The 16,007-nt window shown below is 60.4% G+C and carries 10 protein-coding genes; 1 reads left to right on the top strand and 9 read right to left on the bottom strand.

From position 1 onward, the window contains the following. Positions 1 to 18 precede the first annotated feature (18 nt). Positions 19 to 2,040: an alpha-1,4-glucan--maltose-1-phosphate maltosyltransferase gene (locus tag AC0IXS_RS01430; RefSeq protein ID WP_471823530.1), complete on the bottom strand. Its 2,022-nt coding sequence runs from the start codon at positions 2,038 to 2,040 to the stop codon at positions 19 to 21. Between the two features lie 319 nt (positions 2,041 to 2,359). On the opposite strand from AC0IXS_RS01430, the gene AC0IXS_RS01435 reads away from it, so the two are divergent. Then, positions 2,360 to 2,533, top strand: a complete 174-nt coding sequence (locus AC0IXS_RS01435; protein WP_162850606.1) for a hypothetical protein — start codon at positions 2,360 to 2,362, stop codon at positions 2,531 to 2,533. 18 nt (positions 2,534 to 2,551) lie between these two features. On the opposite strand, the gene AC0IXS_RS01440 is transcribed toward AC0IXS_RS01435, so the two are convergent. From AC0IXS_RS01440 to tpx, 8 genes are all read right to left on the bottom strand, one after another. Continuing rightward, positions 2,552 to 3,082, bottom strand: coding sequence for an MgtC/SapB family protein (locus tag AC0IXS_RS01440; RefSeq protein ID WP_122437848.1), 531 nt, complete (start codon positions 3,080 to 3,082; stop codon positions 2,552 to 2,554). 59 nt (positions 3,083 to 3,141) lie between these two features. Then, on the bottom strand, positions 3,142 to 3,888 hold the full coding sequence (locus AC0IXS_RS01445; RefSeq protein ID WP_122524339.1) for an SDR family oxidoreductase: 747 nt from the start codon (positions 3,886 to 3,888) through the stop codon (positions 3,142 to 3,144). 108 nt (positions 3,889 to 3,996) lie between these two features. Then, complete coding sequence (locus AC0IXS_RS01450) at positions 3,997 to 6,108, bottom strand: putative bifunctional diguanylate cyclase/phosphodiesterase (protein WP_122669387.1); 2,112 nt, start codon at positions 6,106 to 6,108, stop codon at positions 3,997 to 3,999. Positions 6,109 to 6,321: 213 nt separating this feature from the next. Further along, positions 6,322 to 7,797 (bottom strand): efflux transporter outer membrane subunit, encoded by a 1,476-nt coding sequence (locus AC0IXS_RS01455; RefSeq protein WP_191957836.1) that lies wholly within the window; start codon positions 7,795 to 7,797, stop codon positions 6,322 to 6,324. Beyond that, positions 7,794 to 10,901, bottom strand: a complete 3,108-nt coding sequence (locus AC0IXS_RS01460; protein ID WP_057410563.1) for a multidrug efflux RND transporter permease subunit — start codon at positions 10,899 to 10,901, stop codon at positions 7,794 to 7,796. The genes AC0IXS_RS01455 and AC0IXS_RS01460 overlap by 4 nt, the downstream gene beginning before the upstream one ends. Beyond that, positions 10,898 to 14,008 carry an MdtB/MuxB family multidrug efflux RND transporter permease subunit gene (locus AC0IXS_RS01465; protein ID WP_471823534.1) on the bottom strand — a complete coding sequence of 1,037 codons (3,111 nt, stop codon included), beginning with the start codon at positions 14,006 to 14,008 and terminating at the stop codon, positions 10,898 to 10,900. The genes AC0IXS_RS01460 and AC0IXS_RS01465 overlap by 4 nt, the downstream gene beginning before the upstream one ends. Beyond that, positions 14,005 to 15,321: an MdtA/MuxA family multidrug efflux RND transporter periplasmic adaptor subunit gene (locus AC0IXS_RS01470; protein ID WP_025995713.1), complete on the bottom strand. Its 1,317-nt coding sequence runs from the start codon at positions 15,319 to 15,321 to the stop codon at positions 14,005 to 14,007. The genes AC0IXS_RS01465 and AC0IXS_RS01470 overlap by 4 nt, the downstream gene beginning before the upstream one ends. 149 nt (positions 15,322 to 15,470) lie before the next feature. After that, positions 15,471 to 15,971 (bottom strand): thiol peroxidase, encoded by a 501-nt coding sequence (gene tpx / locus AC0IXS_RS01475; RefSeq protein ID WP_320470847.1) that lies wholly within the window; start codon positions 15,969 to 15,971, stop codon positions 15,471 to 15,473. Between the last annotated feature and the right edge of the window lie 36 nt (positions 15,972 to 16,007).

Here is a 16,007-nt window from a genome sequence, read left to right on the forward strand (position 1 = left end):
GGCTGACTCCCTGCAGTTTTACTGTGCGACCTGGATACGCCAGATACCAAAAGGTTGATACGACGGGTCAATGCGCATCCACTGCACCTTGCCGTACCAGTTCCAACGGTGACCGGTCATCAAATCCTCGCCGGACGTCACTGCATCGTCTGGCAAGCCCATTTCCCAAAGCGGCAACTCGAAGTTCGCTTCCTGAGCGTTGTGAGGATCGAGATTGACCGCGACCAGCACAAAGTTGCTTCCATCAGCCGAGCGTTTGCCGAAATACAGGATGTTGTCGTTCCAGGCATTCAATAGCTTCAGACCCAGATGGGTCTGCAGCGCCGGGTTCTGTCGGCGGATACGGTTGAGCTGGGCAATCTCGGCAATGATGTTGCCCGGCGCGGTGAAGTCGCGGACTCGAATCTCGTACTTCTCGGAGTCCAGATATTCTTCCTTGCCGGGGATAGGCGCGGCTTCGCACAGCTCGAAGCCCGAATACATGCCCCACAGCCCCGAGCCCATGGTTGCCAGTGCCGCGCGAATCAGAAATCCGGGCCGCCCTGACTCATGCAGGAATCGCGGGTTGATGTCCGGCGTGTTGACGAAGAAGTTCGGCCGGTAGCAATCACGCCATGGCACTTCGTTCAACTGTGTGAAGTACTCGGACAGCTCGGCCTTGGTGTTGCGCCATGTGAAGTAGGTGTAGCTCTGCGAGTAACCCACCTTGCCCAGGCGGGCCATCATCGCGGGCTTGGTAAAGGCTTCCGCCAGGAACATCACATCAGGATGCTGGCTGCGCACTTCACCGATCATCCATTGCCAGAACGGCAGCGGCTTGGTGTGCGGATTGTCGACGCGGAAAATCTTCACGCCCTCCTCGACCCAGCCCAGCACGATGTCACGCAGTTCCAGCCACAGGCCGGGAATGGCGTCGGGTGCGTAGAAGTCGACGTTGACAATGTCCTGATATTTCTTCGGCGGGTTTTCCGCGTAACGAATGGTGCCGTCGGGACGCCACGAGAACCAGCCCGGGTGCTGCTTGAGCCACGGGTGATCCTGGGAACACTGAATGGCGAAATCCAGGGCGATTTCCAGACCGTGCTCCGCTGCCGCAGCTACCAGGCGACGGAAGTCTTCACGGCTGCCCAGTTGCGGATGAATCGCCTCGTGACCGCCATCCTCGCTGCCGATAGCGTAAGGGCTGCCCGGATCATCGGGGCCTGCGGTCAGGGAATTGTTGGGGCCTTTGCGGTGTGCGCGACCGATCGGATGGATCGGCGGGAAATAAAGGACATCAAAGCCCATGTCACGAATCATCGGCAAGCGTGAATGCACGTCGTTGAACGTGCCATGGCGGGCCTTGTCATCGGTGATGGAGCGCGGGAACAGCTCGTACCAACTGGCGAACTGGGCCAGCTCACGCTCAATGTCGAGCGGGAACTCTGCACTGCGGCTGAGGAACGCATGATTGTCAGCCTGTTTCATCAGGCCTGCGGTTTCGCTGTGCAGCAACAGGGCAACCTTCTCGTCGTTGTCCGACTCGCCCAGACGTTGCAACACATGCTCGATAGCGTGACGTTGCTCATCCTGACTGCGCTCTGCCGCATGGACGAGGTGAATGCGACCTTCCTCCAGCTCCAGCTCGATGGCCACACCCGCGCCGAATTTCTTTTCCAGTTCGTAGCGGTAGCTGCCGAACTGATCAATCCAGGCTTCCAGGCGAAAGACATAGCGGGCCACGGACGTCGGCGTGAACTCACCGACCCAACTGTCGTTGCCCAGCTCGCGCATTGGCGCACTGTGCCAGTGTTCTTCATCCGCAGCGCGCCAGACAATGTTGACGGCCATTTTGTCGTGACCGTCTGCGTAGACCTTGCTGGTGACGGTCACCGGTTGGCCGACGATACCTTTCGCCGCAAACAACCCGCCATCGATCACCGGCAACGTGTCTTCGATCACGATGCGGGGCAACTGCAGGGCTTGAGTCAATGACAAGGGACGACTTGGGTGCGGAACTTCTGAGGCCAGGGAATCCGGGCCGTATGACTGTTCATTCATCGAGCATCACTCCTTCACGCCCCAGGGACGCTCCTGTGCATTCCATGCAATTGAAAAATTGACAATACGGCAGCACAAATCCCCCCTGCGCTGACAACTCGCCTGATTCGGCTGCTTAGGTTCCGAGCGGTCTGCGTGACTAAAGTTCAAAGGTTTTGAACAGAGGATGACGACGTTTCAGAGCATAGCGCAGCAATGGACAAGTGAACCTCGTCAGGCGAGATGCCCACAGCCCACGGCAGCGTTGCGATTGGATTGAATCATCGGTGGCGCGCGCAAGTCGAAAGAAAGCCAACAGGCCAACAAGGAGGCTGAAGCCATGAATATTCCAACCCCGCCGGAACCGATCGACCCGAACATCGATGAACCTCCCGTTCCAGTACCACCCTCGGACGTGCCGCCCCCTGAACAGGAGCCTCCGTCGACAGTGCCGCCGGTCATCGACCCGCCTGCCGGTGATCCGCCTGTTAATGAGCCGCCGGTCATCATCTGATCGGTCTCCGGCCCGCGACTAGGGATCCTCTGATCCGTTCTTACTGGCAGGAATGCCTTTGGACGGGTCATTCCGCTCGATGATGTGCGGCACGAAGCGAAGAATGCCGAGGGCCAGAAAGGTGCTGAGTATGGCGGTCATCTCACGGCCCATTCCCGCCGACACGCCAATTGCGGCAGTCATCCACAGACCGGCCGCCGTGGTCAGGCCTTTGACCTGCGCCACGTTTCTCGCGTTTTCCTTGAGGATGGTTCCAGCGCCCAGAAAGCCGATCCCGGCGACCAGCCCTTGAATCACCCGGCTCAACGCGTCGTCATCGGCGCCGCCCAGGCGTGGCACCAGAACGAACAGCGCTGCGCCCATCGACACCAGCATGTGGGTGCGCACGCCGGCTGCCTTGCCGCGGTTCTCGCGCTCGAAACCGAGAATACCGCCCAACAGTGCGGCCACCGTCAGACGGACTGCCACCCGTGTCATTTGAGATGCGTCGCTAACGTCCGAAAATTCCGACTGCAGCGTTGTCACGACTTCCTGCCACCATGCGTTCATCGTCGCTCCTTGAAAAAAGGACCGACATTATTGACCTCGACGATGTGTCAGAGTGCCGGTCAGCGACCGCCCGCCAGATCAATGAACGTACCGGTGGCGTAGGAAGCCTTGTCCGACAGCAGCCACAGAATCGCCTCGGCGACTTCCTCGGCGGTGCCACCACGCCCCATCGGCAGCGCGCCTTCAAGCTTGCTCACGCGGAACGGGTCGCCACTGAGGGCGTGGAAGTCTGTGAAAATGAAACCCGGTCTGACCGCATTGACCCGTATACCCTCCGGCGCCACTTCCCTGGAAAGGCCGAGGGTGAAGGTGTCCAGCGCTCCTTTGGATGCGGCGTAATCGACGTACTCCCCGGCCGATCCCAGTCTGGCCGCTGCCGAGGACACATTGACAATGCTGCCGCCCTGCCCGCCATGGTGCGGCGACATGCGCAGCAACGCATGCTTGCTGCAAAGCATGGGGCCGACGACGTTGCTCATCATCATCTTGAGCATGCGGAATTCCGACATCTCTTCGACCCGGCAGGCCTGAGCCAGCGTACCGGCGTTGTTGACCAGATGCGTCACGCGCCCCAGCTCGGCATCGACACGGGCGAACAGCCGGATGATCTCGTCTTCGTTGCTGACGTCCGCCTGTACAGTGATGGCCTGGGCGCCCTGAGCCCTGACCTGCGCGCAGGTTCTTTCGGCAGCGGCATGGTCAGACAGGTAGTTGATGCAGATGCGGTAGCCCTGGGACGCAGCGAGAATGGCCGTGGCTGCACCGATCCCCCGGGAGCCTCCCGTGATGATGAGAACTTTTTCCATGGATGGGTCTCTTGTGCTTCTCAAACTGACCGTGGGCACCGGCACGGCCTGTGCCTGCGGTGAGGCCTGATCCTGCCAGTGTTTGGAATCAGACGCCATCGCCGTGTTTCAGTTTCCGTCTGCCTCACTGGCAGCGGACTGGGCCTTGAGTCGAGTGTGGACACTGCGAATGTCCTCGATGAACCGCTGTGCCGGCAGCGGATGACCGAGCAGAAAGCCTTGCAGAGCATCGCAGCCCAGCCGGGTCAGGAAGTTTTGCTGTACGGCGGTCTCCACACCCTCGGCGACAATGCGTAGATTCAGCGCCTGGCCGACGGCAACGATCGCGGACACGATGGCCGCGTCATCGCTGTCGTGCTCCAGATCGCGGACAAACCCGCGATCGATCTTGATCTCGTTGGCTGGCAAACGCTTCAGGTACATCAGACTTGAATAACCGGTGCCGAAATCGTCGATGGACAGGTCCACACCCATCGCCGACAGCCGCTTGAGAACCGCAAGGCTGGCATCGGCGTCGTGCATGGCAGTGGTCTCGGTAATTTCCAGCGTCAGGCAATTGGCTGGTAACTGATGGCGAGCCAGGGTGTCGGCTACGGTCTTGACCAGCCCGGCATGACAGAACTGCAAGGCCGACAGGTTTACCGCGATACGCCACTGGGTGTAGCCCTCGTCGAACCATTCGCGCATCTGTCGGCAGGCTTCATCCAGTACCCATTCGCCAATCTGGATGATCAGACCGGTTTTCTCGGCAAGACCGATAAAGGTCGCAGGGCTCAGCAGGCCCTGTTCGGGATGGTTCCAGCGCAACAGGGCCTCCGCCCCGGTCGGCATCCCCGAGACCGCATCGAATTTCGGCTGGTAATAAAGACAGAAATGCCGGTGCCGGAGTGCAGCACGCAGGTCTTGAGACAACTGCAACTGATTCCGGGCGTTACTGTTCATCGAGACATCGAAGAAGCTGTAGCCGTTCTTGCCGGCACTCTTGGTGTGATACATGGCGGCATCTGCGTTGACCAGCAACTCATGCTGCGTTCGGCCATTGCCGGGATACAGACTGATACCGATGCTCATCGATATTTGCAGCAGGCGATCGCCAATCTCGAAGGGCTGGGTAATCAGATTCACCTGTCGCGCTGCAACATTCATGGCGTCTTCCGGACCTTCCAGTTCGATCAGCAACACGAATTCATCGCCGCCAATTCTGGCCAGCGTATCCTGCCGATGCAGGTTTCCTCGCAGGCGTGAAGCCACCTCACGCAGCAACAGATCGCCAATGTGGTGCCCAAAGGCATCGTTCACCGGTTTGAAGCCATCCAGGTCCATGAACATCAACGCAAAGCAGCCGCCCCGCTCGTTGATATTCTTCATTGCCTGCTCGATACGATCCGTCAGCAGGATCCGGTTCGGCAATCCGGTCAGGTTGTCGTGCAACGCCAGATGCCTGAGCTCCAGATTGGCTTCGATCAGGGAGTTGGCCAATACCGTCGTACGCGCTTCGAGCCGCGCATCGAGTACGGAGACCGCCAGCGCGATGCTCAGGACCGCAAGACTGGTGACCAGCACCAGCTTGTCCAGCCCGTCAGCGCTCAACCCATAGCCCAGAGCGCCGCAGAAACTGCCTTCGGCAAAACCGGCTGCTGCCATGCCGGTGTAATGCATGCCGACAATCGCCAGGCCCATGATAACCGCCGCCCCTGCGCGGACCAGATGCACACGGGGAACGCCATGACGCAGCCGGAATGCGATCCAGAGCGCAGCGCCCGATGCGCTGACGGCCACGATCAACGACAGGCCGAACAGCCCAGGATCGTAGTCGATCCCCGGCTGCATGCGCAGAGCCGCCATCCCGGTGTAATGCATGGCACTGATGCCCAGCCCCATGAACAGCGCACCCAGCCCCCACTGTAGAACCGGCATCTGCGGCTGGTTGACCAGCCAGAGGGCAAAGCCTGAGGACACCATGGCAATCAGCAACGAGCAGAGCGTCAACGGGATGTCATAGCCAAGCTTGAACGGCAGCACGAAAGCCAGCATGCCGATGAAGTGCATGGACCAGATGCCGATGCCCATGGCAATTGCGCCGCCGGCAATCCAGCAATGGACAGCGCGGCCTTTGGCCGATGCGACACGACCGGCAAGATCGAGCGCGGTATAGGACGCGAGCACCGCGATCAACACGGAGATCATGACAAGCGAAGGGGTATAGCTGCCGACCAACATGAACGCACCTGAAACTCGAAGAGCGCGTCCCTGCCGATCTGATGAGCGCTATTGTACGCAGTTGGGGAGGTTTGTCGCGGCGAACGGTCGGAAAATGTGGCATTGAGCCATTATCTTAATCAATCGCTTGATAGAAATATCTTATTCAGCTCATCGCTCGACTGCAGGCAGGACCGCGCTACCGCCCTGCGCCTGCCTGTCGCGCCTGGAGAGTCAACGGTCCTGGGACGTAAGACCCGTTTGCGCATCCCAGCCCCCACCCAGGGCGGCGATCAACTGCACACTGGCGATCAGGCGACTTTGCAGCACGTTCAGCACCGTGCGTTCGTTACTCAGTGCCGTGGCCTGTACGTTGACCACATCCAGATAGCCGATAAGACCGGCCTTGTACTGATTGCTGGTCAGGCGCAGGGAGTCGCGGGCAGCCACCAGTGCTTCCTGACGGACCCCGGCTTCCTCTTCGTAGACTTTGAGCTGAACCAGATAATTCTCTACTTCCTGGAAACCGTTGAGCACGGTCTGCCGGTACTGGGCGACGGTCTGGTCGTAGACGGCTTCGGTGCGGTCCACTTCAGCAGAACGTCGCCCCCCGTCGAACAGGGTCATGGCCAGTTGCGGACCGACCGACCAGAAGCGATTCGGCAAACTGATCCAGTTGGCAAACGTACTGCTGTTATAGCCGCCACTCATGCTCAGGGTGAAGTCAGGGTAATAAGCCGCCTTCGCAACACCGATATTGGCGTTGGCGCCCATCACCGAACGCTCGGCGGCGGCGATGTCGGGTCTGCGTTCGAGCAACTGGGACGGCAAGCCGACTGGAATCTGCGGCAGTCTGGGAATGGAGGTCGTCGCCTGCAGATTGAAGTCCGCTGGCGCCATGCCCATCAGCACGGCAATGGCGTTTTCAAATTGCGCCCGCTGCCACGCCAGATCGATCAGATCGGCCTCGGTACTTTTCAGCTGGGTCTGCGCCTGAGCCACGGCATCACGCCCCGAGATACCGGCACGGTACTGATTCCGGGTCAGCGTCAACGAGCGCTGATAGGCATCGACCGTGGCTTCCAGCAGGCGCTTCTGCTCGTCGATGACGCGCAATTGCAGGTAGTTCTGCACCAGTTCCGACTGCAGGCTCAGGCGCATGGCCGCCAGATCCGCAAGACTTGCCTGTGCATTGGCCGTGTCCGCCTCAAGGCCGCGACGCAGCTTGCCCCAGACATCGGCCTCCCAACTGACACCCAACTGAGCACTGTGGGTCTCGCGGATGCCGGAGTTGAGGTTACTGCTTCCAGACGTACTGCTCCCGGTTCCCTGACTGGAGCGGGTCTTGCCGACGGAAAGATCAAGGGTCGGGAAGAACGCTGCTCGCGAGCTGCGAATCAACGCCTGCGCCTGACGGTACTGAGCTTCGTACTGTGCCACGGTCTGGTTGGAGGCGTTCAGACGCTCCACCAGTGCGTTGAGCGCCTTGTCGTCGTAGACCTCCCACCATGCGCCTCTGGCCATTGCGTCATCGCGTGGTGTCGCCTGCTTCCAGCCTGCTGCCGCCTTGAAGCTGGCAGGCGTGGACATGTCCGGCTTGTGATAATCCGGGCCGACCGCACAGGCACTCAGCAGCAAGACGCAGAGCCCCATGGCAAGCGGCCTGACCAGCCATCGGTGATGGGTTGTGAAGGCGAGGCGATCAGTCATAACGGAGTTTCCAGAGCTGCATCGGTACGACGGCCCCGCCACCGGCTGAAACGGTGACGCAGGCGGTCGAGATAAAGGTAAACCACAGGGGTGGTGTAGAGCGTCAGCACCTGACTGAACACCAGACCGCCAATGATGGTAAGGCCCAGCGGCCGGCGCATTTCAGCGCCCTCGGCGGTGCTGAGCAACAGCGGCAACGCGCCCAGAATGGCGGCCATGGTGGTCATCAGGATGGGCCGCAAACGCTGCAGACAGGCGCTGCGGATAGATTCCTGAGGCGTCATGCCCTGATCCCGCTCCAGGTGCAACGCCAGATCGATCATCATGATTGCGTTCTTCTTGACCACGCCGATCAACAGGAACAGACCCAGCAGCGAGATCAGGCTGAATTCACTGCGCAGCACATAGATGGTCAACAAGGCGCCCACGCCCGCCGACGGCAAGGTCGAAAGGATCGTCAGTGGGTGAATGTAGCTTTCATAAAGAATCCCCAGCACCAGGTACACCGCCAGCAAGGCACCGAGAATCATCCAGGGCTGGCTTTTCTGGGTCGCGGCAAACGCGTTCGCAGTCCCGGCCATCTTCGAAATGATCCCGGAGGGCAAGCCGATGGCTGCGACGGAACGCTCGATGGCGACGGTCGCCTGATCGAGGCTGACGCCCTCGGCCAGATCGAACGAGATGTTCTCCGAGGCAAACTGACCGTCGTGAGAGACGCGATCATTCTCAAGGCTGCGTTCATAGTGCGCGATGCTCGACAACGGCACTCGCTGCCCGTCGGCCGTGATGACCTGCACCTGCTCAAGGGTGACCGGGTCCTGCGCATATTTGGGGTTGACCTCCATCACGACCTGATACTGGTTCAGGCTGTCATAGATCGTGGAAACCTGACGCTGGCTGTAGGCATTGTTCAGCACTGCGGTGACCATGTTCATGTCGATGCCCAGCCGCTTGGCGGTATCGCGATTGACGATCAGCGTGACCTGCTGCGCCCCTCGCCCTTCCCGCGCGTCGATGGCCGTGAGCTGCGGCAGCGATTTGAGCGCGGCGACGATTTTCGGGTACCACTCGCGCAGGACTTCCAGATCGCCGCTCTGCACGATGTACTGATACTGAGAGCTGGTCTGTTCGCGCCCGCCGCCCAACTGCAGGTCCTGATCCGGGGCCAGAAACAGACGGCCGCCCGGCACATGCGGCAGGTTCTTGCGCAGCCGCTCGACCACCTTCTCGGCCGACAGCTTGCGCTCGCCGATGGGCTTGAGGCGCACGATCATGAAGGCGTTATTGGTGCCGCCGCTGCCGCCGATGAAGCCTGCGACACTCTGCACTGCCGGGTCCGCCAACACGGCGCGCCTGAAGATTTCCATCTTCGGCTGCATCACCTTGAACGACAGGCCGTCGTCTCCGCGAACGAAGCCCATCAGTTGCCCGGTGTCCTGTTGCGGCAGGAAGGTCTTGGGCACTACGACGTAGAGCGCGATATTGACCACGATGGTGATCAACAGGCTCACCAGCGTGAGGCGCGGGTGACGCAGCACCCAGCCAAGCGAACGATCGTAGCCGGCCACCATCCGGTCATTGACCCGTTCGCTCCAGCGCTGAAACGCATTCTCCTGCTCCGCCTCACGCGGCTTCAGCCAACGGGCGCAGAGCATGGGCGTCAGCGTCAGGGAAACGACCAGCGAGACGACGATCGACACCGACAGCGTGATGGAAAACTCGCGGAACAGGCTTTCGACCAGGCCGCCCATGAACAGAATCGAAACGAACACGGCCACCAGCGAGACGTTCATCGACAGCAGCGTGAAGCCAACTTCCTTCGCCCCCAGAAAAGCCGCTTTCATGGGGTCAAGACCGTTATGGATGTGCCTTGAGATGTTTTCCAGCACCACGATGGCATCGTCCACCACCAGCCCCGTGGCCAGAATCAACGCCATCAGAGACAGGTTGTTCAGGGAAAATCCGCACAGGTACATGATGGCGAAGGTGCCCACCAGCGAGACCGGTACCGCCAGGGTTGGAATCAGCGAAGCGCGGAAGCTGCCCAGAAACAGGAATACCACCAGCACCACCAGCACTACGGCGATCAGCAGCGTCATTTCGGCTTCATGCAGGGTTGCAGTGATCACCGGGGAACGATCCATGGCGATGTCGAGCTTCACGCTGGCAGGCAATACGGCCTGCAGCGCAGGCAACTGGGTCTTGATCTGCGCCACGGTCTCGATGATGTTGGCGCCAGCCTGCCGGTTGATGACCAGCAACACGGCCCTGTCGTCATTGAAGAAACCGCTGTTGTAGCGGTTCTCGACCGCATCGCTGACCTTGGCAACATCCTTGAGTCGCAGCGTTGCGCCATCCTGATAGCGAATGATCAGCGGCGCGTAATCCTTGGCCGTTTCCAACTGGTCGTTGGCCTGGACCTGCCAGTTGTGTTGATCGTTTTCCACCGAGCCTTTGGGTCGCCTGACGTTGCTGCCAGTAATCGCTGTGCGCACCTCGTCCAGCGAGATGCCGTACTGGGAAAGCAACTGGGGCTCCAGTTCGATACGCACCGCAGGCAGCGAACTGCCGCCGATCTGCACTTCACCCACGCCCGTGACCTGGGACAGGCTCTGCGACAGGATGGTGGACGCCAGATCGTACAGTTGGCCTTTTTCCAGCACGGTCGACGTCAGCGACAGCACCATGATCGGTGCCTGGGACGGGTTGACCTTCTTGTAGGTCGGCATGCTGCGCATGCCGCTGGGCAGCAGATTGCGCGATGCGTTGATGGCAGCCTGAACCTCACGGGCCGCACCGTTGATGTCCCGATCCAGATCGAACTGCAGAATCACCCGCGTCGTGCCCTGACTCGAGTTGCTGGTCATGGTATTGACCCCGGCAATAGTACCCAGCGACCGCTCGAGCGGCGTGGCAACGCTCGACGCCATGATTTCCGGACTGGCGCCCGGCAGGCTGGCCGAAACGACAATGACCGGGAAATCCATGTTCGGCAAAGGCGCCACCGGCAACAGCCGGAAACTGACGGCGCCCAGCAGCATGATTGCCAGGCTCAGCAGAACCGTGGCGACCGGTCGGCGGATGAAGGGTGCTGACAGGTTCATGCGTCAGCCTTCTCCAGTCGAACCGGGGCATCAGGTTTGCGGCTCCATCGGCGACCCAGCCGGTCGAAATACAGGTAGATCACCGGTGTGGTGAACAGGGTCAGAATCTGGCTCAGCAGCAGGCCGCCGACCATCACCAGACCCAGCGGTTGACGCAGCTCTGCGCCGGAACCGGTGGCCAGCATCAACGGAACGGCGCCGAACAGCGCTGCCAGAGTCGTCATCAGGATCGGCCGGAACCGCAGCAAGGCCGCTTCGTAGATCGCCGTCTCAGGATCGACACCACGATTGCGTTCTGCGTCGAGCGCGAAGTCGATCATCATGATGGCGTTCTTCTTGACGATACCGATCAGCAGAATGATGCCGATGATGGCAATCATGCCCAGGTCGTTACCGCTGATGAGCAGCGCCAGCAACGCGCCGACCGCAGCGGAAGGCAGGGTCGAGAGAATGGTGATCGGGTGAATGTAGCTCTCGTACAGCACGCCCAGCACGATGTACATCGTCACCACGGCTGCCAGGATCAACAGCAGCGTGCTGGACAAGGATGCCTGGAACGCCTGCGCCGCGCCCTGGAACTGGGTCTGCACGCCAATCGGCATGCCGATGTCCTTCTGCACCTGCTCGATGACCTCGACCGCCTCGCCCAGCGCGATGTTCGGCGCCAGATTGAACGACATCATGACCGCCGGGAACTGCCCGATGTGGGCGATGGCCAACTGCGCCTGACGCTGCTCGACCCGAGCCAGGCTCGACAGCTTGACCTGCGCACCGTCAGTGGTTTTCACATGAATCTGTTCCAGTGCTTCCGGCCCCAGTTCGCTGGCGGACGCCGACTGCAGCACAACCCGGTACTGACTGGCCTGGGTATAGATGGTTGAAATCTGGCGCTGACCGAACGCGTCATACAGCGCGTCGGTGATGTTGGCGACGCTGACGCCTACCCGGCTGGCCGCATCCCGATCAATCACCATATACACCTGAAGACCCTTGTCCTGCAGATCGCTGGCGACATCCGTCAGCTCGGGGCGCTGAGCCAATGCATCTGCCAGCCTGCCGCTCCATTCGCTGAGCAGCTCTGCGTCAGGGGATGACATGCTGAACTGATACTGGGTCCGGCTGACGCGGTCTTCGATGGTCAGGTCCTGCACCGGCTGCATGAACAGGCGAATGTCCGACAGTTTGTCGACTTCCGGCTGTATACGCTGAATGATTTCGGCAGCCGTCAGGTCGCGTTCGCCATGGGGCTTGAGGTTGATCAGGAACCGGCCGCTGTTGAGCGTGGCGTTGTCGCCGTCTACGCCGATGTAGGACGACAGACTGACCACCGATGGATCTTTCAGGATGATATCGGCCAGTGCCTGTTGGCGCTCGCTCATCGCCTTGAAGGACACGGACTGAGGGGCTTCGGAAATGCCCTGGATGACGCCGGTGTCCTGCACCGGGAAAAAGCCCTTGGGCACGATGATGTAAAGCAGCACCGTAAGGCCCAGCGTGCCGATGGCCACCAGCAGTGTCAGCGGTTGGTGCTTTAGCACCCAGCGCAAACCGCCACCGTAGACATGGACAAGCCAGTCGATCCACGCACCGCTGGCACGATAGAAACGGCTTTGCTCCTCTTCCCTGGGTTCGCGCTTGAGCAGACGCGCGCACATCATCGGCGTCAGGGTCAGCGAGACCAGGAGGGAAATCAGGATCGCGACCGCCAGCGTGATGGCGAACTCGCGGAACAGCCGTCCCACTACATCGGCCATGAACAACAGCGGAATCAGTACCGCGATCAGCGACAGGGTCAGGGAGATCAGGGTGAAGCCGATCTGTTTTGCCCCTTTCAGCGCGGCCTGCAGAGGCGTTTCGCCTTCTTCGATGTGGCGCGAAATGTTTTCCAGCATGACGATGGCATCGTCCACCACAAAACCGGTGGCAATGGTCAGCGCCATCAGGGTGAGGTTATTGATGGAAAAACCGGCCAGATACATGACCCCGAACGTACCGACGAGAGACAACGGCACGGCAATCGACGGAATGATCGTCGCACTCAGGCGACGCAGGAACAGGAAGGTGACCAGCACCACCAGTACGATGGCGATCAGCAATTCGTGCTGGACGTCGGTGACCGAGGCGCGGATGGTCTGGGTACGATCGGTCAGCACCGTCACGTCGAGTCCGGCCGGCAGGTTATCGGTAATGCCGGGCAGCAGGGTCTTGATCCGGTCCACCACGTCGATGACGTTGGCGCCAGGCTGACGCTGGATGTTCAGCAGGACGGCCTGATTGCGATTGGCCCAGGCCGCCAGCCTTTCGTTTTCTGCACCGTCGACGATCTGCGCCACGTCCTTCAGGCGCAGGGGCGCGCCATCCTTGTAGGCCAGAATCAGGTTCGCGTATTCCTCGGGCGACTTGAGCTGGTCGTTGGCATCCAGCATCGAAACCCGGGTCGGACCGTCGAAGTTGCCCTTGGGCTGATTGACGTTGGACGCGCTGATCAGCGTGCGCACGTCCGCGAGGTTAAGGCTGTTGGCAGCCAGTGCCTCGGGGTTGACCTTGATTCGTACGGCCTGCCGCTGTCCACCGGCAATGCTGACCATGCCGACGCCGCTGATCTGCGAGATCTTCTGCGCCATGCGTGTGTCGACCAGATCGTTGAGCTTGGGCAGCAGCATGGTTTTGGAGGTGATCGCCAGGGTCAGTACAGGCGTATCTGCCGGGTTGACCTTGTTGTAGACCGGTGGTGCAGGCAGGTCAGTGGGCAACAGGTTGGTGGCGCCATTGATGGCGGCCTGCACTTCCTGCTCGGCCACGTCCATGTTGATTTCCAGACTGAAGCGCAGCGTGATGACCGAAGCGCCGCCCGAGCTGGTCGAGGCCATCTGGGTCAGCCCCGGCATCTGGCCGAACTGACGTTCCAGCGGTGCCGTCACGGCACTGGTCATCACCTGCGGGCTCGCGCCCGGATACAGCGTCATCACACGAATGGTCGGGTAATCCACCTGAGGCAGCGCCGAAACCGGCAACAGGCCATAGGCGATCAAACCGGCAAGCACAATCGCCAGCATGCTGAGCGTGGTGGCGACCGGGCGCAGGATGAACAGGCGGGACATGTTCATACGCTTGGTTTATCCGCCTTCAGGACCGACGCCGATTTATCGGTACCGCTGTCAGGTTTGCCCTGCAGTTTCTGGCCCGGCCCTGCGGGCACGTCCTTGCTGTCACTGACCACTTCGACCTCGGCGCCGTCACGCAGACGGTCGGTGCCTTCCAGCACTACACGGGCTCCGGCAGCCAGACCTTCGGTGATGACCGTGGAAGTCTCGTTGCTCGGGCCGGTTTTGAGCAGGTTGATCTTGACCTTCTTGTCACCGTCCATGACGTACACGAACGTTCCGTTGGTGCCGAACTGCACCGCAGCGGTGGGCACCAGAATGGCCTGGGTCAGCGTGTCGGCCCGCAGCCGGACGTTGACGAACTGATTGGGGAACAGGGCTTCGTCACGATTCTCGAAACGCGCCTTGAACTTCAGGGTGCCTGTTGCCACGTCAATCTGGTTGTCGAGGCTGGCGAGGACGCCGGTGGCCTGCATCTTGACGTCGCCGCGGTCCCAGGCTTCGACGGGCAGCTTGTCGCCGGTGCGATAGCGGGCAATGACGCTGGACAGGTCTTTCTCGGGCAATGTGAAATTGACTGAAATCGGTTGGGTCTGGGTAATCACGACCAGCGCGGTGGTGTCGTTGGCCGCCACCAGATTGCCGACGTCCAGTTGCTTGAGCCCTACCCGGCCGGCAATCGGCGCGCGGATACGGGTGAAGTCCAGATTGAGCTTCGCTTCGGCCACCGCTGCCTGATTGGTCTTGATGGTGCCCTGGTACTGATTGACCAGCGACTCGGCGGTATCCAGCGTCTGCTTGGCGATGCTGTCCTCGGCGTAAAGGCCGCGATAGCGCTGAACGTCAAGCTGGGCATTTTTGAGCAGTGCCTGATTGGTTGCCAGCGTGCCTTCGGCCTGCTGCAGTGCGACCTGATAGCTGCGCGGATCGATTTCCGCCAGCAGATCGCCCGCCTTCACCATCTGGCCTTCCTGGAAGTTGAGCTTGACCAGTTCGCCCGCAACCCGGCTGCGCACATTGATGGTGTTGGTTGCAGTAACAGTGCCCAGCGCCTTGTAATAAATCGGGAAATCGCCCTGTGTCACCGGCGCGACGCGCACTGGAACAGCAGCAGCCGAGCCGCCAAAACCCGGCCTGACCATGCCACTCGATTTGCTGGTATGCGTGGCTTTGCCAGCCGTGTCTGTGCCGGTCGTCGACGCAGAGCCGGGCCAGAACCACCAGCACAGGCCGACAATAAGCAACAGAACCAACAAACTGATCAACCAGCGACGGGATTTACGGGGGCCAGACGATTGCATGAATAAATCAACCATTACAGGTGAGGGCTACTTTGGAGGCTGAACAATAAGCACAGATGAGCTGCAAGCAAAGCGCCTTTACCAAGCGCTTACTTTCGTTAAACGGTTGAAGCACAAATAAAAACGGCCTGAACGGGTTCAGGCCGTCGAAGTGTTGCCGAACGTTACTTCAACACTGCCAGTGCAGCCTCGTAGTTCGGTTCTTCAGCGATTTCGGAAACCAGTTCGCTGTGCAGTACCTTGTCGTTTTCATCCAGAACCACAACAGCGCGTGCAGTCAGGCCTTTCAGAGGACCGTCGGCAATGGCGACACCGTAGTTTTCGCTGAAATCGGCGCTGCGGAAGGTGGACAGGTTCTTGACGTTTTCCAGACCTTCGGAGCCGCAGAAGCGAGCCTGGGCAAAAGGCAGGTCAGCGGAAATGCACAGTACGACTGCGTTGGCCACATCGTTCGCCTGAGCATTGAACTTGCGTACCGACGTCGCGCAGGTCGGAGTGTCGACGCTTGGGAAGATGTTCAGCACTTTGCGCTTGCCGGCGAACTCCTGCAGAGTCACCTCAGCCAGACCGGCACCCACCAGCGTGAAAGCAGGTGCAGCGCTGCCGTTCTTTGGCAGTTCGCCGTTGACTTGAACAGGGCCGCCTTTGAGAGTCACTTGAGCCATGAAACGATGTCCTTTTTCAGTGGGTTTACATAAGAA

The organism is Pseudomonas sp. AC016 (assembly GCF_979253365.1).